The organism is Nocardioides sp. cx-169, from assembly GCF_021083605.1.
GTDB lineage: Bacteria > Actinomycetota > Actinomycetes > Propionibacteriales > Nocardioidaceae > Nocardioides.
In genome coordinates, this window is record NZ_JAJNRO010000005.1 from 55,781 (window position 1) to 80,265 (window position 24,485).

Sequence of the window (24,485 nt, forward strand, 5' to 3'; positions counted from 1 at the left end):
CGGTCGCCCGCACGCCGGGCAGCCATCACCCTAGGATTGGGCCCATGACGCAGCAGCCGTTCAGCCGACCCGGAGCGATCGACCTCTCCGCGCTCAAGCGCCCCGCACCGGGCCCCTCCGCCGCGACCGGCGGCCCGCGGGCACCAGCCGGCGGCGGGGCCGCCAGCGCCACGTCGTACGCGCTGGAGGTGACGGAGCAGAACTTCCAGGAGGTCATCGAGCGGTCGATGACGGCGCCGGTCCTGCTGGTGCTCTTCTCGCGCTCGCGGATGCCCGAGAGCGGGCAGCTCGCCGACGACCTGGCGACGCTGTCGGGGGAGTTCGAGGGCCGCTTCCTGGCCGGCCTGGTCGACGTCGATGTGGCGCCGGGCATCGCGCAGGCCATGCAGGTGCAGTCGCTGCCGCTCCTGGTCGCGGTCCTGGACGGCCGCCCCGCTCCGCTCCTGCAGGACGTGGTGCCGCTCGAGGAGCTGCGCACGGCGCTGACCCAGGTCATGCAGCAGCTGGCGACTCAGGGCATGACCGCGCGCCACCAGCCGCTGTCCGGCGCCGCGCCGGAGGCGGCCGAGGACGAGGACGCCGTCGACCCGCGCTACGCCGCGGCGCAGGACGCGCTCGCCAACGACGACATCGACGGTGCGGTCGCGGAGTACCAGAAGCTGGTCGACGCCAACCCCGCCGACGTGGAGGCTGCGGCCGGCCTGGCGATGGCCAAGGTGCTGCAGCGTGCCCAGGGCGTCGACGCCGGCGCCGCGCGCGCGGCCGCCGACGCCGCGCCCGACGACCTGGCCGCGCAGACCCTCGCGGCCGACCTCGACCTGCTGGCCGGCGACGTGGAGGCGGCGTTCGGCCGCCTCGTCGAGCTGGTACGGCGCTCGGCCGGCGACGAGCGCAACCAGGCGCGCGAGCACCTGCTCGGCCTGTTCGCGGCGGTCGGCAACGACGACCCGCGGGTGCTCAAGGGCCGGCAGAGCCTGGCGTCGGCGCTGTTCTGAGCGGTGGGGCCGTGATGCGCGGTTCGCCCTACCTGTTCCGAGGGTTCGTGCTGTGGCGCACGCGGCCCGGGCTGATGCTGCTCGGGATGGTGCCGGCCCTGCTGGTCGCGCTGGTGCTGGTCGCGGCCATCCTCACCCTGCTGCTTCAGCTGACGGACCTGGTCGGTGGCTCACGCCGTTCGTCGACGACTCCGCGGAGTCGGTGCGGGTGCCCGTGCAGGTGAGCGTGGCCGTCGCGGTCGTGGTGGGGTCGCTGGCGCTGGCCGCCTCCACCTTCGTGGGGCTGACGCTGGCCGTGGGCGAGCCGTTCTACGCCAAGATCTGGCGCGAGACCGAGCTGATGCTCGGCGGCAGCGTGCCCGACGGCGAGCTGAGCGCCTGGCGCGCCACGCGCGACGCCGTCGTGCTCATGGGCGTCGGCGTGGCCGCGAGCGTGGCCGTCGTGGTCGCGGGGACGGTGCCGCTGTTCGGCACCGTGATCGGCGGCGTGCTGGGCATCGCCGTGTCGGGCTGGATGCTCGCCGGCGACCTCCTGGCCCGCCCGCTCGAGGCGCGCGGGCTCGATGCGGCGCAGCGCAGCGAGCTCACCCGGGGCGCCCGGAGCGAGGTGTTCGGCTTCGGCGTCACCGCCCAGGCGCTGTTCCTGGTGCCCCTCGGCGCGGTCGTGGTCATGCCGGCCGCCGTCGTGGGCGCCACGATGCTGGCCCGCGACCTGGTCGCCGCCCGCGAACCCGCACCCACCGCTGACCCGTCAGAGACTTTCTGACGGGTCGGCGGCGAGGCCGGCGAGGACGGCGGCGACGGCGGGGGAGGCGGCCATGCTGCGGCGGTGGAGGGCCAGGACCTCGCGAGTGGGGACCGGGTCGACCGCGGAGAGGGCGACGACATCGTCGCCGAGCGGCTGCCGGCCGAGCCGGGGCACGAGGGCGATGCCGAGGCCGGCGCGGACCATCGCCAGGTGGCTGTCGAACTCCATCGACTGGTGCGCGATGCGAGGCAGTCGCCCGGTGCCGTCGTACATGCGGGTCAGCCACTCGCGGCAGATCGTTCCCTCGGGGGTGGCGACCCAGCCCTCGTCGACCAGGTCGTGAGGCGTGACGCGGCCGCGCCCGGCCAGCGGGTGGTCGCGGTGGACGACCACGTCGGCGACGTCCTGGGCCACGGTGGCCGCGACCAGGTGGTCGGGGATGGCCAGCGCCACGTCGCCCCAGCGGTGCACCACGCCCACCTCGCACTGACCCGAGGCCACCAGGTCGACGGTGTCCCACGGCTCGCGCTCGGAGAGCTGGAGGGTCAGGTCGCGATGGGCGTCGAGCAGGCGGCGTACGGCCGGCGCGACCAGGCCGCGCATGGCGGTGGAGAAGGCCACGATGCGCAGGTGCCCCGCCACCGCCCCGGCCTGCCGGTGCAGCCCGGACTCGATCTCCTCGAGGTCGCCGAGCACCCGGCCCCCGGCGTCCACGAGGTGCCGGCCGTGACGCGTGAGCATCACGCCGCGGCCCACCCGCTCGAGCAGCGGTACGCCGGTCTGGCGCTCCAGCCGCTTCACCTGCTGCGACACCGCGCTGGGCGTGAAGCCGAGCGCGTCCGCGGCCGCCACCACCGAGCCGTGGGTGTCGACGGCGCGTAGGGACGTGAGCGCGGCCAGGTCGATCATGCAGCGATGCTACCGAGATGAGTGCACCAGGATTCGCTGGTGCTACCGAGTCCCCGCCGCCAGCATGGGTCCGTGAACCGACGCGACTGCCTGCTCGCCGCCCTCGTCGCGACCGTCTGGGGCTTCAACTTCGTGGTGATCGACTGGGGGATGGGCGAGGTGCCGCCGCTGCTGTTCCTGGCCGCGCGGTTCGTGCTGGTCGTGCTGCCGGCGGTGTTCCTGGTCGGCCGTCCACGCGCGTCCTGGCGGGTGGTGGCGCTGATCGGCGTGTTCATGTCCCTGGGCCAGTTCGGCTTCCTGTACGTCGGGATGGCGGCGGGGATGCCGCCCGGGCTGGCGGCGCTGGTGCTGCAGGCGCAGGTCATCTTCACCGTGCTCATCGCCACCGGCGTACTGCGCGAGCTGCCCACGGCCGCGCAGGCGGCCGGCGTGGCGCTCGGGTCGGTCGGGCTGGTCGTCGTCGCCGTGGGTCGTGGCGGGGAGGTCCCGCTGCTGGCGCTGGCGCTCTGCCTGCTCGCGGCGCTCTCCTGGGGGGTCGGCAACGTCTTGTCCCGCGCCTCGGGCGTCAGCGGCGGTCTGTCCCTGACGGTCTGGTCGGCGCTCGTCGTGCCGGTCCCGCTGGTGGCGCTCAGCCTGCTGCTCGACGGCCCGGGCGCGGTCGCCGACGGGGTGGCGGCGTTCGGCTGGGAGGCGCTGGTCGCCACGCTCTACACGGCAGGTCTGGCCTCGCTGGTGGGCTACGGGATCTTCAACACGCTGCTGAGCCGCAACCGCTCGGCGTCCGTGGTGCCGTGGGTTCTGCTCGCTCCGGTCGTCGCGATGGCCTCGGCCTGGCTGCTGCTGGACCAGCGGCCCAACGCTGCGGAGACGACCGGCGGCCTGCTGCTCGTGCTCGGCGTCCTGGTGGCGCTCCGGCCTCCCCGCCCGACGTCACCACCCCACCCGACACCGACCCGGCATTTGGTGATGGGTCAGCGGCCGGACTCGGTGTAGGCGGGGCCGCCGCCGAGGTTGGCGAGGGCGGACTCGAGGCGGCGGGCGGTGAAGTCGGCGCAGCGCTCCCGGGCCTGCTCGAGGGTCAGGAACTCCGCCGCCCGGATCTCGCGGGCCTGCATGACGATGGCGTCGGTGATCGAGGCGTCGTGCACGCCGCCGTCGAAGACCAGGCACAGCGCGTCGTCCCAGCCGCCCCACGGGGGGAGCCAGTCGGTCAGCACGAGCGGCCCGGCCTCGAGGGACAGGCCGAGCTCCTCCTCGACCTCGCGCGCCACCGCCAGCTGCGGTGACTCGCCCACCTCGACCACCCCGCCGGGCAGGTCCCAGTCCTGCTTGTAGGTCAGCTGACACAGCAGCACCCGCGCGTCGGGGTCGCGGATCAGCATCTGGCTGATCGCGCGCTTGCGCGGGAGGAAGGAGTTGAGCAGCGCCCGGAACCCGCCCGGCTCCTCGGCGGGCGCGTCGGAGGTGAGGCGCGCGTAGACGACCAGGTCACCGTCGACCCCGCGGCGCACGCCCTCGCGGCGCAGCCCGGACCAGGTGGCCAGCCGCTGGCCGGTCTCGTCCTCCAGGCCGACCAGCATCTCCACCCGGCTGTGGCCCGCCACGAGCGCGGCCTCGACCTCACGCCGTACGGCGTCGAGGGTCGCGGCCCAGTCCCCGTCCGACGGCGTCCAGACGACGCGGGCGACGCCGTCGGCGACGGTCTGGGTGCGGGGCTGCTCGCTCACGCGCCCAACCCTAGGAGACCGGGCGAGACGGCTCCTGCTCAGGTGCGTGCCGGAACCACACGGTCGCCAGCGGCGGGAGGACGATGTCGGCGTACGCCGGCTGGCCGCCGTGCTCGCCCTCGACGGCGACCACCTTGCCGAGGTTGCCCACGCCCGAGCCCGCGTAGAGCTCGGCGTCGGTGTTGAGCACCTCCTCCCAGGTGCCGGCCGATGGCAGCCCGAGCCGGAAGCCCTCGTGCGGGTGGTCGCGGAAGTTGGCGACGCAGACCAGGTCCGGGCCGTCGCCGCGACGGACGAAGGAGTAGGTGCTGCGCCCGGCGTCGTTGGCGTCGAGCCACTCGAACCCGGCCGGGTCGTCGTCACGCGACCACAGCGCGGGGGAGCCGACGTAGGCGTGGTTCAGGTCGCGCACCAGGTCGTGGACGCCGCGGTGCTCGGGGTGGTCGAGCAGCCACCAGTCGAGCTCGCGGGCCTCGGCCCACTCCGACTCCTGGCCGAGCTCGCAGCCCATGAAGAGCAGCTGCTTGCCGGGGTGGGCCCACATGTAGGCCAGGTAGGCGCGCAGGTTGGCCAGCTGCTGCCACCGGTCGCCGGGCATCTTGCGCAGCAGGGAGCCCTTGCCGTGGACGACCTCGTCGTGCGAGATGGGCAGGACGTAGTTCTCCGCCCACGCGTAGACGAGCGCGAAGGTCATCTCGTGGTGGTGGTAGGGGCGGTGGACCGGCTCTCGCTTGAGGTAGCCCAGCGAGTCGTGCATCCAGCCCATGTTCCACTTGAAGCCGAAGCCCAGGCCGCCGTCACTGGTGGGGCCGGTGACGCCGGGCCACGAGGTGGACTCCTCGGCGATGGTCACGATGCCCGGCACCCGCTTGTAGACGGTGGCGTTCATCTCCTGCAGGAACTGCACCGCCTCGAGGTTCTCCCGGCCGCCGTGCTCGTTGGGCGACCACTCGCCCTCCTCGCGCGCGTAGTCCAGGTAGAGCATCGAGGCCACGCCGTCGACGCGCAGGCCGTCGGCGTGGAACTCCTCGAGCCAGTAGAGGGCGTTGGCGTAGAGGAAGTTGCGTACCTCGGGGCGCCCAAAGTTGAAGATGTGGGAGCCCCACTCCTTGTGCCACCCGCGCTGGGGGTTGGGGTCCTCGTAGAGCGGGGTGCCGTCGAAGCGGGCCAGCGCCCAGGCGTCGGTGGCGAAGTGACCGGGGACCCAGTCGAGGATGACGCCGATGCCGGCCTGGTGCAGGCGGTCGACCAGGCGCTTGAACCCGTCGGGGTCGCCGTAGCGCGAGTCCGGCGCGAAGTACGACGTCACGTGGTAGCCCCACGACCCGCCGAAGGGGTGCTGCATCACCGGCATCAGCTCGACGTGGGTGAAGGCGAGCTCCGAGAGGTAGGGGACCAGGTCGTCGGCGAGCTCGTCGTAGCTCCAGAAGCCGCCGCCGGGGTGGCGCTTCCAGGAGCCCAGGTGCAGCTCGTAGGTGGCCATCGGCTCGGCGACCGGCTTCCGGTCGCGGCGCGCGGTCATCCACTCGTCGTCGCCCCAGACGTGCGTGGACTCGGTGACGCGGGAGGCGGTGGCCGGGGCGACCTCGGCGTAGAACGCCATCGGGTCGGCCTTCTCGCGCCACTCGCCGTCGGCTCCCCGCACGCCGAACTTGTACGACGTGCCGGCGCCGATGCCGGGGACGAAGAGCTCCCAGACGCCCGAGCTGCCCAGCTGGCGCATCGGGTGCGCGCGCCCGTCCCAGCTGTTGAAGTCGCCCATGAGGCGCACGGACCGGGCCGCGGGGGCCCAGACGGCGAACGACGTGCCGCTCACGGTGGTGCCGAACGCCTGGTAGTGGTGCACGCGCGCGCCGAGCACGTTCCACAGCTGCTCGTGGCGGCCCTCGTTGATCAGGTGCAGGTCCACCGACCCGAGGGTCGGCAGGAAGCGGTAGGGGTCGTCGACCTCGATCGGGCCGTCGTCGTAGGAGACCGCGAGGCGGTAGTCGGGTACGTCGGTCTCGCCGGTCAGGACGCCTGCCCAGATCCCCTCGTGCTCGTGCTCCAGGGCGGTCTCGGTGCCGCTGTGGCGGACCACGACCGAGGATGCGAGCGGCTTGAGGACGCGCACGGTGACGACCCCGTCGTGCACGTGCGGCCCCAGCACGAGGTGCGGGTCGCCGTGCTCGCCGTGGACGATCTGGTCGAGCTCGGACGTGGGGACGGGTGCGATGGTGTCGGTCATGGGGCTCCGATCCTCGCCACGGCCTGGAGGGGGATGTCCACCCAGGTGGGACGGTTGCGGGTCTCGTAGACGGTCTCGTAGACGGCCTTGTCGGCGACGTAGGCGTCGAGCAGGATCCGCTGGGTCTCGCTGAGCTCGCCGCCCGCGTAGGCGGTGAGGAAGTGGTTGCGGGCGCGGTGCGCCCACTCCTGTCCGCGCCGGGCGCGCTGGGCGTCGACCTCCGGGTCCTCCTCCTCGCGGTCGCGCACGACCACGTGGGGGACGTAGTCGAAGGAGCGCAGCATCCCCGCGACGTCGCGCCAGGGGGAGTCGGGCAGCATCCGCTCGGCGAGCGGCTTGGCCGGCTCGCCCTCGAAGTCGACGACCTTCCAGCCCTTGCTGGTGCGCAGGGTCTGGCCGAGGTGGAGGTCGCCGTGGATGCGGTGGACCTCGATCCGCCCCAGCTGCGCGACGCGGTCGTGGAGCGCGGCCAGCGCAGCGTGGTGCTCGCCCAGACCGGGTACGACGGTCTCGGCGGCGGCGAGCCGCTGGCGCATCTGCTCGGCCAGGTCGGCGGTCTCGATGCTCTGCGAGCCGAACGACTCGCGCAGCGTCTCGTGCAGCTCGCGCAGGGCCTCGCCCAGGCGGGTCGCCTCGCCGGCGAAGTCACCGCCGGACTCGCGGGCGTGCAGCTCGGGGTCGGCGAAGAGCGAGCGGACGCTGCCCAGTGCGAGGTCCCAGCCGTCGGTGGCCGTGCGCAGGAACTGCTGCAGCATCGCCAGCTGGATCACCGCGTCGGAGTCGGCGTCGAGCACGTCGAGCCAGCCGTAGAGGGCCGCGATGTGGTCGGAGCCCGCGCGGGTGAGCACGTCGTGGACGGCGACGTCCGGGTTGACCCCCGGGGTGACCTTGCGGAAGACCTTCATCAGCGCGTCCTCGCCGAAGGCGACCGAGGAGTTGGACTGCTCGCCCGTGAACAGCATCGACTGCGCGTCCCGGTCGAGGTCGTGCCCGGGCAGGCGGTGGAAGGTCAGCATGGTCTCGGGGTCGACGGTGTGGCCGTGCTCCTGCGTGGCCGCGTCGTCGAACGAGCGCAGCCAGCAGGCCATGGCCTCCCGGTCGTGCAGGGCGTCGTAGGCGTGGACCCAGCCGTGCTCGGGGTCCTCCCACCAGCCGACGAAGGCGTGGTCGAGCCGGCCCTGCGGGTGCTCGTAGAACGCCAGTGGGACCTGGTAGAGCTCGACGGCGTCCGGGGCGGCCGCGTCGACGTCGTCGTAGGTGACCTGCACCAGGTGGATGACCACCCGGGGGCTGTCCTGAACGCGCCCGGGGACCTCGCCGACGAGGCGGAACCCGGTGACGTTGAACGGGCGGCCCTTGCCGCCGAACCAGCGGGTGCGGACGAGGTAGTCGCTGAAGACCTGGGGCTCGAGATGCGTCACAGCAGCTGCCCCTCTCCCTGGTCGGTCGCCGGGATCAGGCGGAACCAGTAGAAGCCGTAGCCACCCAGCGTCAGCAGGTAGGGCAGCTCGCCGATACGCGGGAACGGCACGCCCCCGAGCAGCTCGACCGGGACCATGCCCTCGAAGCGGCGCAGGTCCAGCTCGATGGGCTGGGCGAAGCGCGAGAGGTTGTTGACGCACACGATGATGTCGGACTCGCCGTCCTCGCCGACGTGCTCGCGGGCGTAGGACAGCACGGCGGGGTTCGAACCGCCGAGGTCGTGGAACGAGCCGAGTCCGAAGGCGTCGTGGCGGCGACGCGCCTGGATCATCCGCCGCGTCCAGTGCAGCAGCGAGGACGGGTTCTCCAGCTGGGCCTCGACATTGACCGACTGGTACCCGTAGACCGGATCCTGAATCGCCGGGAGGAACAGCTTGCCCGGCGTCGCCGAGGAGAACCCGGCATTGCGGTCGGGCGTCCACTGCATCGGGGTGCGGACCCCGTCGCGGTCGCCGAGCCAGATGTTGTCGCCCATCCCGATCTCGTCGCCGTAGTAGAGCACCGGCGAGCCCGGCAGCGACAGGAGCAGTGCGTTGAAGAGCTCGATCTGGTTGGTGTCGTTGTCCAGCAGCGGCGCCAGGCGCCGGCGGATGCCGATGTTGGCCTTCATGCGGGGGTCCTTGGCGTACTCGTCCCACATGTAGTCACGATCGTCGTCGCTGACCATCTCCAGCGTGAGCTCGTCGTGGTTGCGCAGGAAGATGCCCCACTGGCAGCCGTGCGGGATCGGCGGCGTCTGCTCCAGGATCTCCGAGATGGGGAAGCGCGACTCGCGGCGCACCGCCATGAAGATCCGCGGCATCACCGGGAAGTGGAAGCACATGTGGCACTCGTCCCCACCGGACTCGAAGTCGCCGTAGTAGTCGACCACGTCGGCCGGCCACTGGTTGGCCTCGGCGAGCAGGATCCGGCCGGGGTACTTCTCGTCGACGAAGCGCCGGACCTTCCTGAGGAACTCGTGGGTCTCCGGCAGGTTCTCGCCGTTGGTGCCGGGACGCTCGTAGAGGTAGGGCACCGCGTCGAGGCGGAAGCCGTCCAGACCCATGTCGAACCAGAACGAGATGGCCTCGAGGATCGCGTCGTGGACCAGTGGGTTGTCGTAGTTGAGGTCCGGCTGGTGGGAGAAGAACCGATGCCAGAAGTACTGCTGGCGGACCGGGTCCCAGGTCCAGTTGGAGGGCTCGGTGTCGACGAAGATGACCCGCGCGTCCTGGTAGAGCTCATCGGTGTCGGACCACACGTAGAAGTCGCCGTAGGGACCCTCGGGGTCCTCCCGGCTGGCCTGGAACCACGGGTGCTGGTCGCTGGTGTGGTTCATGACGAAGTCGATGATCACGCGGATGTCGCGCTTGTGGGCCTCGTCGAGGAAGTGGTGGAAGTCCTCCACCGTGCCGGCCTCGGGGAGGATGTTGGTGAAGTCGGCGACGTCGTAGCCGCCGTCGCGCAGCGGGCTGGTGAAGAACGGCGGCACCCAGAGGCAGTCGACCCCCAGCCAGGCCAGGTAGTCGAGCTTCTCGGTCAGGCCCTTGAAGTCGCCGGTGCCGTCGCCGTTGGAGTCGCGGAACGAGCGGACCATCACCTCGTAGAAGACCGCCGACTTGAACCAGTCGGGGGTCGTGCCGACCGTGTCGGGGAAGGGGTCCTGCGGGTCGGCCGGCCGGGGCTCGGGCTGGGTGTGCTCGGGCAGCAGGTCGGTCACAGACCCCTCCTGAGGGTGAGGATGTGGGCGGGCTCGTAGCCCGGGTCGAGCCGCACATAGTTGTGCTGGCCCCAGTTCCAGTCCTCGCCGGTGATCTCGTCGTGCACCGTGAACCCGTCGTGCCAGTCCAGGCCGAGGCTCGGGAGGTCGAGGTGGACCATGGTCTCGCGGGTGGCGTGCGGGTCGAGGTTGACCACGACGATCACCGTGTCGCCGGGCTCGCCGGTCTCCGGGTCGTAGGCGACCTTGGAGTAGGCGAGGATGTTCTCGTCGTCGCTGCTGTGGACAGTGATGTTGCGCAGCAGCTGCAGGGCCGGGTGCGTGCGCCGGATCTCGTTGAGCCGGGTGAGGTACGGCGCGAGCGTGCGGCCCTCGGCCGCGGCGGCGTCCCAGTCGCGGATGCGGATCTGGAACTTCTCCGAGTCCAGGTACTCCTCGCTGCCCGGCTTGAGGGCCACGTGCTCGTACAGCTCGTAGCCGGCGTAGACGCCCCAGCTCGGAGAGCTGGTCGCCGCGATCGCCGCGCGCACCTTGAACGCGGCCGGACCGCCGTACTGGAGGTAGGCGTGGAGGATGTCGGGGGTGTTGGTGAAGAAGTTCGGCCGCATCAGGTGGTCGGACTCGCTCGCGAGCTCCTTGAGGTAGAGCTCCAGCTCCCAGCGCGCCGTGCGCCACGTGTAGTACGTGTAGGACTGGTGGAAGCCCACCGAGCCCAGCCCGTGCATCATCGCCGGGCGGGTGAACGCCTCGGACAGGAAGATCACATCCGGGTCCGTGCGCCGCACCTCGTCGAGCAGCCACTCCCAGAACGGCAGCGGCTTGGTGTGGGGGTTGTCGACCCGGAAGATCCGCACGCCGTGCGACATCCACAGCCGGACGATCCGCAGCACCTCCTGCCGGATCCCCTCGGGGTCGTTGTCGAAGTTGATCGGGTAGATGTCCTGGTACTTCTTGGGCGGGTTCTCGGCGTAGGCGATCGAGCCGTCGGCGCGGGTGGTGAAGAACTGGGGGTGGGTCGTGACCCACGGGTGGTCGGGCGCCGCCTGCAGCGCCAGGTCGAGCGCGACCTCGAGGCCGAGCTCGCGGGCGCGGGCGACGAAGGCGTCGAAGTCCTCGAAGGTGCCGAGATCGGGGTGGATCGCGTCGTGACCGCCGTCCTTGGAGCCGATGGCCCAGGGGGAGCCAGGGTCGTCGGGGCCGGGCGTCAGCGTGTTGTTGGGGCCCTTGCGGTTCACCTCGCCGATGGGGTGGACCGGCGGCAGGTAGACCACGTCGAAGCCCATGCCGGCGACGGCGTCCAGCCGCTTCGCGGCCGTGCGGAAGCTGCCGCTCGTGATCTTCCCGGACGCCTCGTCGCGAGTGGCGCCCTCGGAGCGCGGGAAGAACTCATACCAGCTGCCGTAGAGCGCGCGGGTGCGGTCGGCGTACGCCGGGAAGGGGCCCTCGACGCTGAGCAGGTCGCGCAGCGGATGGGCCTGCAGCACCGCCCAGAGCTCGTCTGCCATCAGCTGCGCCAGGCGCGCCTCCACGGGGCGCTTGACGTCCTTGGCGGCCTTGATCGCAGCCGCCAGGACCGCGTGCTCGGCCTTGGCCTTCTTGGGGATCTCGGCCTTGACCCGCTCCAGCAGCAGCCGGCCCTCGAGGAACATCAGCTCGACGTCGACACCGGCCGGGATCTTCAGGCCGGCGTCGTGCTCCCAGGTGCCCAGCGGGTCCGACCACGCCTGCACCTCGAAGGTCCAGGCGCCCTCGGAGTCGGGAGTGACCCAGGCGCGGTAGACGTCGGGCTCCTCGCCGTACTTCTCCATGCGGCGCGGTGGGCGGCGCTCGCCCACCGGGTCGATCAGCACCACCTCGGCGCCGAGCTGGTCGTGACCCTCGCGGAACACCGTCGCGGTGACCGGGAAGGGCTCCCCGACCGTCGCCTTGGCAGGTCGCCTGCCGAGGTCCACAAGGGGCATGACGTCCATGATCGGGATGCGTCCAGGCATGTCCCCACCCTTCCCGGTTGCGTCGCCCGCGTGCAAGCCGCGGGCCGGTCCATGGTCCCGCGGGAGTCGCCTCCCTGCCGTCGTGGGTCAGCAGCGGCGCTCGCGAGCGCGCACCGGAGACCCCCGTACCGGAACGCTCTCCGTTACCCCGGCACCCGGTGCTGAAGCGGCCGTCTCGAAACCGGCGTCCGGGGGAGTGCGGTCATGCTCGGCACCACGCCGCCCGCAGCGGATCGCGAAGTCCGACGGCCGCGGGTGCTCACCCGGAGTGGTGTGTGGGCAGCGTCACGCGGGGTGGCGGCCCGCTTCGGGTGAATCTTTGGATCGTTCCACAGATGGGCGGTAGCGTCTTCGGGGTGCGCGCCATTCGACGATTCACGGTCCGTCCCGTCCTCCCGCCGGCCCTGGAGGCGCTGGGGGTGCTCGCCCTCAACCTGAGGTGGTCGTGGCACCCCGAGACCCAGGACGTGTTCCAGGAGGTCGACCCGGAGCTGTGGGAGTCGACCGGGCACGACCCGGTCACCCTCCTGGGCGCGGTCGGCCGTGGCCGGCTCGAGGCGCTGGCCGGGGACGAGGGGTTCCTGGAGCGGCTGCGGGTCGCCGCCTCCGACCTGGACGCCTACCTGACCGGCGAGCGCTGGTACCAGCGGGTCGCGACGCGCTCGAGCGCCGCCGGCGGCGGCCCCGCGGCCATCGGCTACTTCTCTCCGGAGTTCGGCATCACCGCGGCGCTGCCGCAGTACTCGGGCGGTCTGGGCATTCTCGCCGGTGACCACCTCAAGGCAGCCAGTGACCTCGGCGTACCGATCATCGGCGTGGGCCTGCTCTACCGTCACGGCTACTTCACGCAGTCGCTGTCGCGCGAGGGCTGGCAGCAGGAGACCTACCCGGTCCTCGACCCCGACGGCCTGCCGATCTCGCTGCTGCGCGAGCCCGACGGCTCCCGAGCCACCATCTCGATCGCGATGCCGGGCGGCCCCGACCTCGTCGCACGGATCTGGGTCGCCAGTGTCGGACGGGTGCCGCTCCTGATGCTGGACACCAACGTCGAGGGCAACCCCGAGCACTACGTCGACGTCACCGACCGCCTCTACGGCGGCAACAGCGAGCACCGGCTGCGCCAGGAGATGCTCCTCGGCGTGGGCGGCGTCCGGGCGCTGCGCGCCTACTGCCGGATCACGGGGCACCCCGCGCCCGAGGTGTTCCACACCAACGAGGGCCACGCCGGCTTCCTCGGCATCGAGCGCATCCGCGAGCTCACCGTGGGCGAGACCGGCCCGGGCCTGGACTTCCCGACGGCACTCGAGGTCAGCCGGGCCTCCACCGTCTTCACGACGCACACGCCGGTGCCCGCCGGCATCGACCGCTTCCCCCGCACCCTGGTCGAGCAGTACTTCGGGGAGACCGGGGCCACCCCCGGCGTCCCGATCGAGAAGGTTCTCGCGCTCGGGACCGAGGACTACGACGGCGGCGACGCGTCGGTCTTCAACATGGCCGTGATGGGCTTCCGCCTGGCGCAGCGCGCCAACGGCGTCTCGCTCCTGCACGGCGAGGTCAGCCGCGGCATGTTCAACGGCCTGTGGCCGGCCTTCGACGAGGCCGAGGTGCCGATCGGCTCGATCACCAACGGCGTGCACGCCCCGACCTGGGTGGCCCGCGAGATCATCGAGCTCGCGGAGTCCCAGGGCGCCGACGCCGACTCCGACGACACCGAGGCGTTCTGGAACGCCGTCGACAAGGTCCCCTCGGCCCAGGTGTGGGCCACCAAGCGCACCCTGCGCGAGCGCCTCGTGAAGGACGCCCGCACGCGCCTGCGCCGCTCGTGGGAGAGGCGCGGGTCCGCCGCGGCCGAGCTCGCCTGGATCGACAGCGCCCTGGACCCGGACGTGCTGACGATCGGCTTCGCGCGCCGGGTGCCGTCGTACAAGCGGCTGACGCTGATGCTGCGCGACCCGGCCCGGCTCAAGCGCCTCCTGCTCGACCCGGAGCGGCCGATCCAGCTGGTGATCGCCGGCAAGTCGCACCCCGCGGACGACGGTGGCAAGAGGCTCATCCAGGAGCTGGTGCGCTTCGCCGACGACCCGGAGGTCCGCCACCGGATCGTGTTCCTGCCCAACTACGACATCGCGATGGCCCAGCCGCTCTACCCCGGCTGCGACGTCTGGCTCAACAACCCGCTGCGCCCCTACGAGGCCTGCGGCACCTCCGGCATGAAGGCCGCGCTCAACGGGGGACTCAACCTGTCGATCCTCGACGGTTGGTGGGACGAGTGGTACGACGGCGAGAACGGCTGGGCGATCCCGTCGGCCGACGGGCTGGACGACCCCGACCGCCGCGACGACCTCGAGGCGGCCGCGCTCTACGACCTGATCGAGCACGAGGTCGCGCCTCGCTTCTACGACCTCGACGACGAGGGCGTGCCCGGCCGCTGGGTCGAGATGCTGCGCCACACGCTGAAGTCGCTGGGCCCCAAGGTCCTCGCCACCCGCATGGTGCGCGACTACACCAGGTCGCTCTACACCCCGGCCGCGACGAACGCCCGGCTGCTCAACTCCGACTACGAGGGGGCGCGCAACCTGGCCGCCTGGAAGCAGCGGGTGCGGGCCCACTGGCCGGAGGTTCGGGTCGAGCACGTCGAGAGCAGTGGCGTGGGTGACGCACCCGAGGTCGGTGCGCGGCTGCACGTGCGCGCCTTCGTCGGCCTCGGCGAGCTGTCCCCCGAGGACGTCGCCGTCCAGCTCGTCCACGGCAAGACCAACGCCGAGGACGAGCTCGTCGAGACCGTCATCGAGCCGCTGGCCGTGGCCGAGACCTACGACGGCGGCCGCTACCGCTTCGACGGGGAGGTCGAGCTCGACCACAGCGGCTCCTTCGGCTACACCGTCCGGGTCATCCCGAGGCACGACCTGCTGGTCTCCGACGCCGAGCTCGGCGTCGTCGCGATGGCCTGATCGGCTGGCTCAGCCGGCGCGCAGGACCAGGACGGAGCGTGCGCCGAGGAGGAGGGCCTCGCCGGCCTTCGCCGGGCTGCCCGGCGCGAGGGCGGGGTCGGTGCTGAGGGCGACCTCGCCCTCCTGCACCCAGTCGTTCTCGGGGAGCGTCAGCTCGACGGGGTCGGCGCCGGAGTTGAGCCACATCATGAACGACGCGTCGAGCTGCTGCTCACCGCGGGGCCCGGGGGAGCGCAGCGGCGTACCGGAGACGAACATGCCGATCGTGGTCAGGTGTGTGTCGTGCCAGTCGTCGGCGGTCATCTCCCGGCCGGTCGGGTGCAGCCAGGCGAGGTCCTTCGGTCCGCCGCGGATGGTCGGACGGCCCTCGAGCCAGTGTCGCTGCCGCAGCGCCGGGTGCTGGCGGCGCATCCGCAGCGCGGCCTTGGTGATCTCGTAGACGTCCAGCCACGCGTCGTCGGGCCGCCAGTCGATCCACGAGGTCTCGTCGTCCTGGCAATAGGCGTTGTTGTTGCCGCGCTGGGTCCGCCCGCGCTCGTCCCCGGCGGTGATCATCGGCACCCCGGTGGACAGGCACAGGGTCGCCATCAGGTTGGCCGCCTGGCGGCGCCGGAGGGCGAGCACCTCGGGGTCGTCGGTCTCGCCCTCGACCCCGTAGTTGCACGACCGGTTGTTGTCGGTGCCGTCGCGGTTGTCCTCGCCGTTGGCCTCGTTGTGCTTGTGCTCGTAGCTGACCAGGTCGCGGACCGTGAAGCCGTCGTGGGCGGTGATGAAGTTGACCGACGCGTACGCCGAGCGGCCGTCGTCGGCGTACAGGTCCGAGGAGCCGGACAACCGGGTGGCGACCCGGCGGATGCCGGAGGAGCGGCCCCGCCAGAAGTCGCGGATCTCGTCGCGGAACTGGTCGTTCCACTCGACCCACGGGGGCGGGCAGTCGCCCACGCGGTAGCCGTCCATCGAGGCGTCCCACGGCTCGGCGATGAGCTTCACGTGGCGCAGGACCGGGTCCTGCCCGATCGCGGTGAGCAGGTGGCAGCCCATGTCGATCTCGTGGTCGACCCGGGTGAGGGCGGAGAGCAGGTCGAAGCGGAAGCCGTCGACGTGCATCTCGCTCACCCAGTAGCGCAGGGAGTCGAGGATCATCCGCAGCGCGAACGGGTAGGCCGCGTCCACGGTGTTGCCGCAGCCGGTCACGTCCCAGTAGTGGTCGGCCGGCTTGTCGGGCTCGGAGGGACCGACCCGGGTGTAGACGGCGTCGTCGAAGCCGCGGAACGACAGCGTGGGCCCGTCCGCGCCGGCCTCCGCCGTGTGGTTGTAGACGACGTCGAGGATCACCTCGAGCCCCGCGGCGTGCAATGCCTTGACCATCGCCTTGAACTCCGTCACCTGCTGGCCGCGGTCGCCGGAGGCGGAGTAGGCGCCGTGGGGGGCGAAGAACCCGATCGAGTTGTAGCCCCAGTAGTTGACAGCGCCGCGCTCGACCAGGGCCGGCTCGGAGACGAACTGGTGCACCGGCAGCAGCTCGACGGCGGTCACGCCGAGGTCGCGCAGGTAGTCGACCACGGCAGGGGTGCCCAGGCCGGCGTACGTCCCCCGCAGCTCCTCCGGCACCCGGTCCTGAAGCCGGGTCATGCCCTTGACGTGCATCTCGTAGATGACGGTGTCGCGCCAGCGGTGGCCCGGCGCGGTGTCGTCGCCCCAGTCGAAGTCGTCGACCACGACCACGCTGCGGGGGACGTACGGCGCCGAGTCGAGGGCGCTGCGCTGCTGGACGCCGTCCGCGTTGAGGGCGAAGCCGTAGATCGCGGGGTGCACCGTCACCTCACCGCTCACGGCGCGGGCGAACGGGTCGAGCAGCAGCTTGTCGAGGTTGAATCGCAGGCCCTCCTCGGGCCGCCAGGTCCCGTCGACGCGGTAGCCGTAGCGAGCGCCGACCGCGACGCCCGGGACCGCCCCGTGCCAGATGCCCAGCGTCTGCTCGGTGAGCTGGTGGCGACGCTCCCCACCCTCGTCGTCGAACACGCACACCCAGACCGCCGTCGCGCGGGGCGCGTGGACGGCGAAGTTGGTGGCCTCAGGGGACCAGGTCGACCCGAGGGGATGATGACGTCCCGGCCACACGGCCGCGTGGTCGCCGAGGTTGCGCCACAGGCCAGGAGTCACTCGATCCATTGTTGCCTATCCTTCGACACCTGCTCTCCGAGGGCCCGCCGGCAGTGGCAGGCTCAAGCCACGTTCACCGACCAGCAGGGAGTTGCCAGATGTCAGAGTTCGTGAGGCTCGAGGTCGCCGAGGGCGTGGGCACGATCCGCCTCGACCGTCCGAAGATGAACGCGATCAGCATCCAGGTTCAGGCCGAGCTGCGGGCCGCGGCCGCGGAGGCGGCGGAGCGCGACGACGTCAAGGCCGTGGTCGTCTACGGCGGCGAGCGGGTGTTCGCGGCCGGCAACGACGTCAAGGAGATGGTCGACCTCACCTCCAGTGACATGGCCCGGATCTCCGGCTCCATCCAGTCGGCGGTGAACGCCGTGGCCGACATCCCCAAGCCGGTCGTGGCGGCCATCAACGGCTACGCCCTGGGCGGTGGCTGCGAGCTCGCGCTGGCCGCCGACTTCCGGATCGCCGCCGACGACGCGACGCTGGGTCAGCCGGAGGTGCTGCTCGGCATCATCCCCGGCGCCGGCGGCACCCAGCGGCTCAGCCGGCTGGTCGGCCCGAGCACCGCGAAGGACATCATCTTCACCGGCCGGCTCGTGAAGGCCGAAGAGGCGCTGGCCATCGGCCTGGTCGACCGGCTGGTGCCGGCCGCCTCGGTGTACGACGAAGCGGTCGCCTGGGCGCGGCAGTTCCGCGGCGCGGCGTCGCTCGCCGTACGCGCCGCGAAGGAGAGCATCGACCGAGGGCTGGAGGTGGACCTGGTGACCGGTCTCGAGCTCGAGCGCGTCCAGTTCGCCGCGCTCTTCGGGACCGAGGACCGCACGACCGGTATGCGATCCTTCGTCACGAACGGTCCGGGCAAGGCTGAGTTCGAGGGGCGGTAGCGACGTGGCAGAGGGCAGATCGAATGGCAGCAAGGTCAGGCTGACCCTCGCCCGGGTGGTCTGGCTGCTGTGCGCGCTGTGTGCCTCGGTGCTGGCCGTCGCCGCCCTGCTGATCGCCGTCGACGCGGAGCGCACGAACCCGCTCGTCGAGCTCGTGCTCGACCTCGCGGACAGCGTCGACCTCGGGGTCTTCGACCTCGACAACCCGATCAAGCGGTTCACCGGTGAGAACGGCGGCAAGACCACGGCGCTGTTCAACTACGGCATCGGCGCGGTCGTCTACCTCATCGTGGGACGCATCCTCGACCGGCTCGTCCGTCCATGACGGTCGCCGTCTCCTGGCAACGGGTGGCCTACCGCACGCTGTGACGTAGTCGAACGCCGACCCGTGTTTCGTCGCCGGAGCCTCGGCGGTAGCCTGCCCACGCCGGCAGTCATGGCAGTCATGGCAGTCCTTGGCCATTCCCTTGACCTCACGAGTGCATCAGGAGGGGCCGTCCAGGCCACACCACCATGAACATTGTCGTCTGTGTGAAGCACGTCCCCGACGCGACCGGCGACCGCCGGTTCGAGTCGGACAACACCGTTGACCGCGTTGGCGTCGACGGCCTGCTCTCCGAGCTCGACGAGTACGCCGTCGAGCAGGCCCTCCAGATCAAGGAGAAGTCGGACAGCCCGGAGGAGACCAAGGTGATCGCGCTCACCATCGGTCCCGAGAAGGCGGTCGACGCGGTGCGCAAGGCGCTGCAGATGGGCGCCGACGAGGGCGTCCACGTCACGGACGAGGCCATCGCCGGCTCCGACTACGTCGCCACCTCGCTCGTCCTCGCGAAGGCGATCGAGAAGATCGGCCAGGACAAGGGCGCGGCCGACCTGGTGGTCTGTGGCATGGCGTCCACGGACGCCTCCGGCAGCGTGGTCCCTGCCATGCTGGCCGAGCGCCTCAACCTGCCCCAGGTCACGTTCGCCTCCGTCATCGAGACGCAGGGTGACCAGGTCCGCATCAAGCGCGACGGCGACACCGCCACCGAGGTCATCGGCGGCACCATGCCGCTCGTGCTCTCGGTGACCGACCAGACCGGCGAGGCCCGCTACCCGTCGTTCAAGGGGATCATGGCGGCAAAGAAGAAGCCGCTGGACACCTGGTCTCTCGGTGACCTGGGCGTCGACTCCGGCGAGGTCGGCCTCTCGGTCGCCTGGACCGAGGTCGAGGACACCACCGAGCGCCCGCCGCGCACGGCCGGCGAGATCGTCAAGGACGAGGATGGGTCGGGCGCCACCGCGCTGACCGACTTCCTCGCCGCCAAGAAGTTCATCTGAGGACGGGGAACGAACATGTCTGAGGTTCTGGTTGTCGTCGACCACGTCGACGGCGCAATCCGCAAGCCCACGCTCGAGCTGCTGGCCCTGGCCAAGCGGCTCGGTGAGCCCGCCGCGGTGTTCTTCGGCGGGGCCGACAAGGCCGGCGAGGTCGCCGAGAGGCTCAAGGCGTTCGGCGCCGAGAAGATCTACGTCGTCGACGACGCGGAGATCAAGGGCTACCTGGTGGCCCCCAAGGCCGAGGCCCTCCAGCAGCTGGTCGAGAAGGCATCGCCGGCCGCGGTGCTCTTCGTCTCCGGCTACGAGGGCAAGGAGGTCGCCGCCCGCCTCGCGATCAAGATCGAGTCCGGCCTGATCACCGACGCCGTCGACGTGGAGGAGGGGCCGGTGACGACGCAGAGCGTGTTCGCCGGCAACTACACGGTCAAGGCCAAGGTCACCAAGGGCACCCCGATCATCACGGTCAAGCCCAACTCGACCTCCCCGGTCGAGGAGGCCGGCGCCGGCACGGTCGAGGAGTTCGCAGCGACCATCTCCGACGCGGCCAAGACCGCCCAGATCGTGGCGCAGCAGCCGCGCAAGGCCTCCGGTCGCCCGGAGCTCACCGAGGCCGCCATCGTGGTCTCGGGCGGCCGCGGCACCGGCGGCAACTTCGAGCCGATCGAGGGCCTCGCCGACGCCCTCGGCGCGGCGGTCGGCGCCTCGCGCGCCGCCGTCGACTCCGGCTGGATGCCGCACACCTTCCAGGTGGGCCAGACCGGCAAGACGGTCTCCCCGCAGCTGTACGTCGCCAACGGCATCTCCGGGGCCATCCAGCACCGGGCCGGCATGCAGACCTCGAAGACCATCGTCGCGGTCAACAAGGACGACGAGGCCCCGATCTTCGAGCTGGTCGACTTCGGCGTCGTGGGCGACCTGCACGCGGTCCTGCCCGCCGCCACCGAGCAGATCAACCAGCGCAAGGGCTGACCCGTCCCCAACTGATCACCACGACCGCTGACCCGTCAGAGACTTTCTGACGGGTCAGCGGTCATTTGCGTGAGTTGGTGACGGGTCAGGGGGGAGCGGCGTGGTGTGGGACGGGGCGGTGCGGAGTGGAGCGCGGGAATAGGCTCGGGGCATGAGTGGAGAGGATCCGATGCAGGACGTGCTGGAGGTCGCACGGCGCGCTCGTGCGGCGAGCCACGGGCTGGCGCTGGCGACGCGGGGGGACAAGGACCGGGCGCTGCACGCGATGGCTGACGCGCTGCTGGATCGCGAGGCCGAGGTGCTGGCGGCCAACGCCGAGGACGTGGCGCGAGCGGAGGCCGACGGCACGCCCGCCAACGTCGTCGACCGGCTGCGGCTGACGCCCGAGCGGCTCGCCGCGATCGCCCAGGGGCTGCGTGACGTGGCCGGCCTGCCCGACCCGGTGGGGGAGGTGGTCCGGGGAAGCACGCTGGCCAACGGCCTGGAGCTGAGGCAGGTGCGGGTGCCGTTCGGCGTGGTCGGGATGATCTACGAGGCCCGCCCCAACGTCACCGCCGACGCGGCCGGCATCTGCCTGAAGTCCGGCAATGCCGTGCTCCTGCGCGGCAGCTCCAGCGCGCGCTCGAGCAACGCCGCGATCGTGGCCGTGCTGCGGGACGCGGTCGCAGCGGCCGGCCTCGACGCCGACGCGATCCAGCTGGTCCCGGGCGACACCCGTGACAGCGTCAAGGCGCTCATGCGGGCCCGTGGGTACGTCGACGTGCTGATCCCGCGTGGGGGAGCCGGCCTGATCCGCTCCGTGGTCGAGGAGTCGACCGTGCCGGTCATCGAGACGGGCGTCGGCAACTGCCACGTCTACGTCGACCGCGCGGCCGACCTCGACAAGGCGCTGGCGATCGTGCTCAACTCCAAGACCCATCGCACGAGCGTCTGCAACGCGGCCGAGTCGTTGCTCGTCCACGCCGACGTCGCGCAGGACTTCCTGCCGCGGGTGACCGCGGCGCTGCAGGCGGCCGGCGTGACCGTCCACGGCGACGACGCGTTCCAGGCGCTGGACGGCGTCGTGCCCGCGACCGACGAGGACCACGAGCGGGAGTACCTCTCGCTCGACATCTCCGCGGCCGTCGTACCGGATCTCGACGCGGCGGTGGCCCACATCCGGCGCTTCTCCAGCCAGCACAGCGACGCGATCGTCACCGAGGACCAGGGCGCGGCGCGGCGCTTCGTCGCGACCGTGGACTCCGCGGCGGTGCTCGTCAACGCCTCGACCCGCTTCACCGACGGCGGCGAGTTCGGCTTCGGCGCGGAGATCGGGATCAGCACCCAGAAGCTGCATGCGCGGGGTCCGATGGGTCTGCCGGAGATGACCTCGACCAAGTACGTCGTCACGGGGGAGGGGCACGTGCGCTGACGCGGGGCGCCGGCGCGATAGCGTTCCCACATGCCCGCGACCGACGCGTCCGTGTACGCCGATCCGGCAGCCGAGAGGCTGTTCACGGGCGCCACGGTCATCACCTTCGTCCGGACCCTCGTCTCGCTGGGTCTCTGCCTCGCCGCCGCGCGCGAGGAGGACCTCACGATGCTGGTCGTGGGCCTGGCCGTGTACTGGGTCGGCGACATGGCCGACGGCGGCTACGCGCGCCTGCGTGACTGCGAGACCCGCATCGGCGGCGTCATCGACATCATGTGCGACCGGATCAACTGCGCCGGTTTCTACGTCGGGTTGGTGTGGATCGAGCCGCAGCTGGCGCTGCCCGTGGCGGTCTACCTCTTCAACTTCATGGTCATCGACATGTTCCTGTCGATGGCGTTCCTGGCCTGGCCGATCCGCAGCCCCAACTACTTCTACATCGTGGACCGCCGGATCTATGTGTGGAACTGGTCCAAGCCGGCCAAGGCGGTCAACTCCTCGCTCTTCGCGGTGCTGCTGCTGGTCCTGCGCGAGTGGAACGTCGAGTTCGCCGTCGCGGTCGGCCTGGCCATCGCGCTGGCGCTGGTCGTGCTCAAGTGCGTCTCGCTGCGGTGGCTCTTCCAGCTCGGCCTCCCGGTGCCGGAGCGCGCCGCGGCATGAGCCTGTACCTGTGGAGCTTCGGGGTCAGCATCGCGTCTGCCCTGTTCCCACTGATCAACATGGAGGTCATCCTCGGCGGCATGGCCGCCACCGTGGGGGACGGGCACGCCTTCGCCCTGGCGGTGGCGGCGGGCGCGGGCCAGACGGTGGGCAAGATCGTCTGGTACGAGCTGACCCGGCGCAGCTTCGACACCGAGTGGGTCCAGAAGCGGCTCTCCGGGCCGAAGGTGAGCCAGAGCTATCTGCGCTGGCAGCAGCGCATCGACGGGCGTCCGTGGTTCGGCGGGTCGATCATGCTGGTCTCGTCGTTCGCCGGGATCCCGCCGCTGCTGGTGATGGCGGCGGTGGCGGGGGCGCTCAAGATGCGCATGTACGTCTTCCTGCCGACCATCTTCGTGGGCCGGACGCTGCGGTTCTGGCTGGTGCTGGCCGGAGTCGAGTCGCTGCTCGGGTGAGCGGCCCGATAGGCTGCGGTCATGTTGCTGAGCGAGATCACGCTGTCCGTGACCCGGGCCGCCGAGGAGCACCACGAGCAGGTCATCAACCCCTGGTGGGTCGGTGTGATCGCGATCGCGATCCTCATGGGGATGCTCGGTGCCCTGGTCGCCTTCGGCGGGGGACGCGAGCACAGCTGAGCATGGGACTCCATGACTCCCGGCATGACTGACGCCGTACGCCGCCGGGTCGGCGTCATGGGCGGCACGTTCGACCCCATCCACCACGGCCACCTCGTGGCCGCCGCCGAGGTGCAGGCCTGGTTCGACCTCGACGAGGTCGTGTTCGTGCCCACGGGGCGTCCCTGGCAGAAGTCCGAGCGGCGCGTCTCCCCGCCCGAGCACCGCTACCTGATGACGGTCATCGCGACCGCGGCCAACCCGCGCTTCCGGGTGTCGCGGGTCGACATCGACCGCGAGGGCCCGACGTACACGATCGACACGCTGCGCGACCTCAGCTCCGCGATGCCCGACGCCGACCTGTACTTCATCACCGGCGCGGACGCGCTCACCGACATCTTCGGCTGGCGTGATGCCGACGAGCTGTTCGCGCTGGCGCACTTCGTGGGCTGCACGCGCCCCGGCTACGAGATGGACCCCGCCGTCCTTGGGTCGATCCCCTCGGCCCGCGTCACGATGGTGGAGATCCCCGCGCTGGCCATCTCCTCGACCGACTGTCGCGAGCGGCAGCGGCGCGGCCAGCCCGTCTGGTACCTCGTGCCCGACGGTGTGGTGCAGTACATCCAGAAGCACCGCCTCTACCCCCCCACCCCAGACACCGCAGCACCCACAGCAACGGAAGACCTATGACTGCCACCGACCACGCCGTCGAGCTCGTCGTCACCGCGGCCCGCGCGGCCTCCGACAAGCTCGCCACGCAGATCGTCGCCTTCGACGTCAGCGAGCAGCTCGCCATCACCGACGCCTTCGTGATCGCGTCCGGCTCCAACGACCGTCAGGTCAAGTCGATCGTGGACGAGGTGGAGGACAAGCTGCGCGAGATCGGCTCCAAGCCCATCCGACGCGAGGGCCACCGCGAGGGCCGCTGGGTCCTGCTCGACTACGGCGAGATCGTCGTGCACGTCCAGCACGAGGAGGAGCGTCAGTTCTACGCCCTCGAGCGGCTGTGGCGCGACTGCCCCACCATCGAGCTCCCCGCGGACGTCACGGGCCCGCCCACCGGTGTCTGAGGCCTCCTCCCGCACCCTGGTGCTGCTTCGCCACGGCCGGACGGCCTGGAACCACGCGCTGCGCGTGCAGGGGCAGCTGGACGTGGAGCTCGACGACGTCGGTCGCGAACAGGCCGCCACGTCCGCCCGGGCGCTGGCCAAGCTCGACCCGAGCGTGCTGTGGTCCTCCGACCTCGTGCGCGCGCGAGCGACGGCCGACGCCGTGGCCGAGGCAACGGGGCTGCGACCGACCTACGACGAGCGCCTGCGGGAATTCCACCTGGGCGAGCGGCAGGGCCTGACCCACGACGAGTACGCCGCGCTGGATCCGGACGGGTTCGCGCAGTTCCGCAGCGGGCGCTACGACGCGGCGCCGGGGGCGGAGCCCGCCGCCGACGTGCGCCGCAGGATGTCGGCCGTGCTCGGGGAGCTCCTCGCGGCCCTCGGCCCCGGCGAGACCGGGGTGGCCGTCTCCCACGGTGCCGCGATCCGGGTGGCGACCGGGGCCATGCTCGACTGGCCCGAGGAGCAGTTCCACTCCCTACGCGGGCTCGACAACTGCGGCTGGGTGGTGCTGGAGGAGCATCCACAGGCCGGCGTGCTGCGGCTGGGCGCCTACAACCGCATCGGGTGACCCCCGAATTTCGCGTGGCGTGCAGGGTTGGCTAGTATTCCGCGAGTTGCCTGAAGCA

At 71.3% G+C, this 24,485-nt stretch carries 23 protein-coding genes; 16 read left to right on the forward strand and 7 right to left on the reverse strand.

The genetic code is table 11. The features are described 5' to 3' along the window. Window positions 1–44: 44 nt before the first annotated feature. The 3 genes from LRP67_RS10205 to LRP67_RS10215 are packed head-to-tail and all read left to right on the forward strand — an operon-like array spanning window position 45 to window position 1,761. Window positions 45–995, forward strand: coding sequence for a co-chaperone YbbN (locus LRP67_RS10205; RefSeq protein WP_231270073.1), 951 nt, complete (start codon window positions 45–47; stop codon window positions 993–995). Window positions 996–1,009: 14 nt separating this feature from the next. Further along, window positions 1,010–1,219, forward strand: a complete 210-nt coding sequence (locus LRP67_RS10210; protein ID WP_231270074.1) for a hypothetical protein — start codon at window positions 1,010–1,012, stop codon at window positions 1,217–1,219. Next, window positions 1,204–1,761 carry an EI24 domain-containing protein gene (locus LRP67_RS10215; RefSeq protein ID WP_231270075.1) on the forward strand — a complete coding sequence of 186 codons (558 nt, stop codon included), beginning with the start codon at window positions 1,204–1,206 and terminating at the stop codon, window positions 1,759–1,761. Before LRP67_RS10210 ends, LRP67_RS10215 begins: the two co-directional genes overlap by 16 nt. Here LRP67_RS10215 and LRP67_RS10220 read toward each other — a convergent pair. Beyond that, window positions 1,747–2,652: a LysR family transcriptional regulator gene (locus tag LRP67_RS10220; RefSeq protein ID WP_231270076.1), complete on the reverse strand. Its 906-nt coding sequence runs from the start codon at window positions 2,650–2,652 to the stop codon at window positions 1,747–1,749. The two genes, LRP67_RS10215 and LRP67_RS10220, sit on opposite strands and share 15 nt — an antisense overlap. Window positions 2,653–2,724: 72 nt before the next feature. Between LRP67_RS10220 and LRP67_RS10225 the strand changes: the two genes are divergently transcribed. Continuing rightward, window positions 2,725–3,645, forward strand: a complete 921-nt coding sequence (locus tag LRP67_RS10225; RefSeq protein WP_231270077.1) for an EamA family transporter — start codon at window positions 2,725–2,727, stop codon at window positions 3,643–3,645. Here the strand turns inward: LRP67_RS10225 and LRP67_RS10230 are convergent. From LRP67_RS10230 to LRP67_RS10250, 5 genes are read right to left on the reverse strand one after another with little or no spacing between them, the layout of a single operon-like run. After that, complete coding sequence (locus LRP67_RS10230) at window positions 3,624–4,379, reverse strand: NUDIX hydrolase (protein ID WP_231270078.1); 756 nt, start codon at window positions 4,377–4,379, stop codon at window positions 3,624–3,626. The genes LRP67_RS10225 and LRP67_RS10230 overlap by 22 nt on opposite strands. Window positions 4,380–4,389: 10 nt before the next feature. Continuing rightward, window positions 4,390–6,606, reverse strand: coding sequence for a 1,4-alpha-glucan branching protein GlgB (gene glgB / locus LRP67_RS10235; protein ID WP_231270079.1), 2,217 nt, complete (start codon window positions 6,604–6,606; stop codon window positions 4,390–4,392). Beyond that, window positions 6,603–8,027: a hypothetical protein gene (locus tag LRP67_RS10240; protein ID WP_231270080.1), complete on the reverse strand. Its 1,425-nt coding sequence runs from the start codon at window positions 8,025–8,027 to the stop codon at window positions 6,603–6,605. Before LRP67_RS10240 ends, glgB begins: the two co-directional genes overlap by 4 nt. Beyond that, window positions 8,024–9,787: a maltose alpha-D-glucosyltransferase gene (gene treS, locus LRP67_RS10245; RefSeq protein WP_231270081.1), complete on the reverse strand. Its 1,764-nt coding sequence runs from the start codon at window positions 9,785–9,787 to the stop codon at window positions 8,024–8,026. The genes LRP67_RS10240 and treS overlap by 4 nt, the downstream gene beginning before the upstream one ends. Continuing rightward, window positions 9,784–11,778, reverse strand: coding sequence for an alpha-1,4-glucan--maltose-1-phosphate maltosyltransferase (locus tag LRP67_RS10250; RefSeq protein WP_231270082.1), 1,995 nt, complete (start codon window positions 11,776–11,778; stop codon window positions 9,784–9,786). Before LRP67_RS10250 ends, treS begins: the two co-directional genes overlap by 4 nt. Window positions 11,779–12,113: 335 nt before the next feature. Between LRP67_RS10250 and glgP the strand changes: the two genes are divergently transcribed. After that, the gene (glgP, locus tag LRP67_RS10255) at window positions 12,114–14,729 is read left to right on the forward strand and encodes an alpha-glucan family phosphorylase (protein ID WP_231270083.1); all 2,616 of its coding nucleotides are present in this window, start codon (window positions 12,114–12,116) and stop codon (window positions 14,727–14,729) included. A gap of 9 nt (window positions 14,730–14,738) precedes the next feature. Here glgP and glgX read toward each other — a convergent pair whose 3' ends face one another. Continuing rightward, window positions 14,739–16,901, reverse strand: coding sequence for a glycogen debranching protein GlgX (glgX, locus tag LRP67_RS10260; RefSeq protein ID WP_231270084.1), 2,163 nt, complete (start codon window positions 16,899–16,901; stop codon window positions 14,739–14,741). An 89-nt stretch (window positions 16,902–16,990) separates the two neighbouring features. Here glgX and LRP67_RS10265 point away from each other — a divergent pair, with 89 nt between their 5' ends. The 11 genes from LRP67_RS10265 to LRP67_RS10315 all read left to right on the forward strand — a co-directional run bounded on the left by LRP67_RS10265 (window position 16,991) and on the right by LRP67_RS10315 (window position 24,427). Further along, window positions 16,991–17,770 (forward strand): enoyl-CoA hydratase/isomerase family protein, encoded by a 780-nt coding sequence (locus LRP67_RS10265; protein ID WP_231270085.1) that lies wholly within the window; start codon window positions 16,991–16,993, stop codon window positions 17,768–17,770. A 4-nt stretch (window positions 17,771–17,774) separates the two neighbouring features. Then, window positions 17,775–18,095 carry a hypothetical protein gene (locus tag LRP67_RS10270; RefSeq protein ID WP_231270086.1) on the forward strand — a complete coding sequence of 107 codons (321 nt, stop codon included), beginning with the start codon at window positions 17,775–17,777 and terminating at the stop codon, window positions 18,093–18,095. A gap of 206 nt (window positions 18,096–18,301) precedes the next feature. Beyond that, a complete protein-coding gene (locus tag LRP67_RS10275; protein ID WP_231270087.1) occupies window positions 18,302–19,090 on the forward strand; it encodes an electron transfer flavoprotein subunit beta/FixA family protein in 789 nt (262 codons plus the stop codon). A gap of 15 nt (window positions 19,091–19,105) precedes the next feature. Next, window positions 19,106–20,059 carry an electron transfer flavoprotein subunit alpha/FixB family protein gene (locus LRP67_RS10280; RefSeq protein WP_231270088.1) on the forward strand — a complete coding sequence of 318 codons (954 nt, stop codon included), beginning with the start codon at window positions 19,106–19,108 and terminating at the stop codon, window positions 20,057–20,059. Window positions 20,060–20,210: 151 nt separating this feature from the next. Next, window positions 20,211–21,470: a glutamate-5-semialdehyde dehydrogenase gene (locus LRP67_RS10285; RefSeq protein WP_231270089.1), complete on the forward strand. Its 1,260-nt coding sequence runs from the start codon at window positions 20,211–20,213 to the stop codon at window positions 21,468–21,470. 30 nt (window positions 21,471–21,500) lie between these two features. Beyond that, a complete protein-coding gene (locus LRP67_RS10290) occupies window positions 21,501–22,130 on the forward strand; it encodes a CDP-alcohol phosphatidyltransferase family protein (RefSeq protein ID WP_231270090.1) in 630 nt (209 codons plus the stop codon). Further along, the gene (locus LRP67_RS10295) at window positions 22,127–22,585 is read left to right on the forward strand and encodes a hypothetical protein (RefSeq protein ID WP_231270091.1); all 459 of its coding nucleotides are present in this window, start codon (window positions 22,127–22,129) and stop codon (window positions 22,583–22,585) included. Before LRP67_RS10290 ends, LRP67_RS10295 begins: the two co-directional genes overlap by 4 nt. Window positions 22,586–22,606: 21 nt before the next feature. Further along, entirely contained in the window at window positions 22,607–22,765 is a 159-nt protein-coding gene (locus LRP67_RS10300; protein WP_231243971.1) for a hypothetical protein, read from the forward strand. Between the two features lie 12 nt (window positions 22,766–22,777). After that, window positions 22,778–23,434, forward strand: coding sequence for a nicotinate-nucleotide adenylyltransferase (gene nadD / locus LRP67_RS10305; RefSeq protein WP_269211406.1), 657 nt, complete (start codon window positions 22,778–22,780; stop codon window positions 23,432–23,434). After that, window positions 23,431–23,814: a ribosome silencing factor gene (rsfS, locus tag LRP67_RS10310; RefSeq protein WP_231270092.1), complete on the forward strand. Its 384-nt coding sequence runs from the start codon at window positions 23,431–23,433 to the stop codon at window positions 23,812–23,814. The genes nadD and rsfS overlap by 4 nt, the downstream gene beginning before the upstream one ends. Beyond that, window positions 23,807–24,427 (forward strand): histidine phosphatase family protein, encoded by a 621-nt coding sequence (locus LRP67_RS10315; RefSeq protein WP_231270093.1) that lies wholly within the window; start codon window positions 23,807–23,809, stop codon window positions 24,425–24,427. The genes rsfS and LRP67_RS10315 overlap by 8 nt, the downstream gene beginning before the upstream one ends. Window positions 24,428–24,485: the final 58 nt, after the last annotated feature.

What these genes read in the sequence shown, in the direction of transcription:
- LRP67_RS10300 (WP_231243971.1), top strand. Translation starts at nt 22,607, where the DNA reads ATGTTGCTGAGCGAGATCACGCTGTCCGTGACCCGGGCCGCCGAGGAG.
- LRP67_RS10290 (WP_231270090.1), top strand. Translation starts at nt 21,501, where the DNA reads ATGCCCGCGACCGACGCGTCCGTGTACGCCGATCCGGCAGCCGAGAGG.
- glgP (WP_231270083.1), top strand. Translation starts at nt 12,114, where the DNA reads ATGGGCGGTAGCGTCTTCGGGGTGCGCGCCATTCGACGATTCACGGTC.
- LRP67_RS10205 (WP_231270073.1), top strand. Translation starts at nt 45, where the DNA reads ATGACGCAGCAGCCGTTCAGCCGACCCGGAGCGATCGACCTCTCCGCG.
- LRP67_RS10210 (WP_231270074.1), top strand. Translation starts at nt 1,010, where the DNA reads ATGCGCGGTTCGCCCTACCTGTTCCGAGGGTTCGTGCTGTGGCGCACG.
- LRP67_RS10295 (WP_231270091.1), top strand. Translation starts at nt 22,127, where the DNA reads ATGAGCCTGTACCTGTGGAGCTTCGGGGTCAGCATCGCGTCTGCCCTG.
- glgB (WP_231270079.1), bottom strand. Translation starts at nt 6,606, where the DNA reads ATGACCGACACCATCGCACCCGTCCCCACGTCCGAGCTCGACCAGATC.
- LRP67_RS10285 (WP_231270089.1), top strand. Translation starts at nt 20,211, where the DNA reads ATGAGTGGAGAGGATCCGATGCAGGACGTGCTGGAGGTCGCACGGCGC.
- LRP67_RS10220 (WP_231270076.1), bottom strand. Translation starts at nt 2,652, where the DNA reads ATGATCGACCTGGCCGCGCTCACGTCCCTACGCGCCGTCGACACCCAC.
- nadD (WP_269211406.1), top strand. Translation starts at nt 22,778, where the DNA reads ATGACTCCCGGCATGACTGACGCCGTACGCCGCCGGGTCGGCGTCATG.
- rsfS (WP_231270092.1), top strand. Translation starts at nt 23,431, where the DNA reads ATGACTGCCACCGACCACGCCGTCGAGCTCGTCGTCACCGCGGCCCGC.
- LRP67_RS10265 (WP_231270085.1), top strand. Translation starts at nt 16,991, where the DNA reads ATGTCAGAGTTCGTGAGGCTCGAGGTCGCCGAGGGCGTGGGCACGATC.
- LRP67_RS10250 (WP_231270082.1), bottom strand. Translation starts at nt 11,778, where the DNA reads ATGCCTGGACGCATCCCGATCATGGACGTCATGCCCCTTGTGGACCTC.
- LRP67_RS10280 (WP_231270088.1), top strand. Translation starts at nt 19,106, where the DNA reads ATGTCTGAGGTTCTGGTTGTCGTCGACCACGTCGACGGCGCAATCCGC.
- glgX (WP_231270084.1), bottom strand. Translation starts at nt 16,901, where the DNA reads ATGGATCGAGTGACTCCTGGCCTGTGGCGCAACCTCGGCGACCACGCG.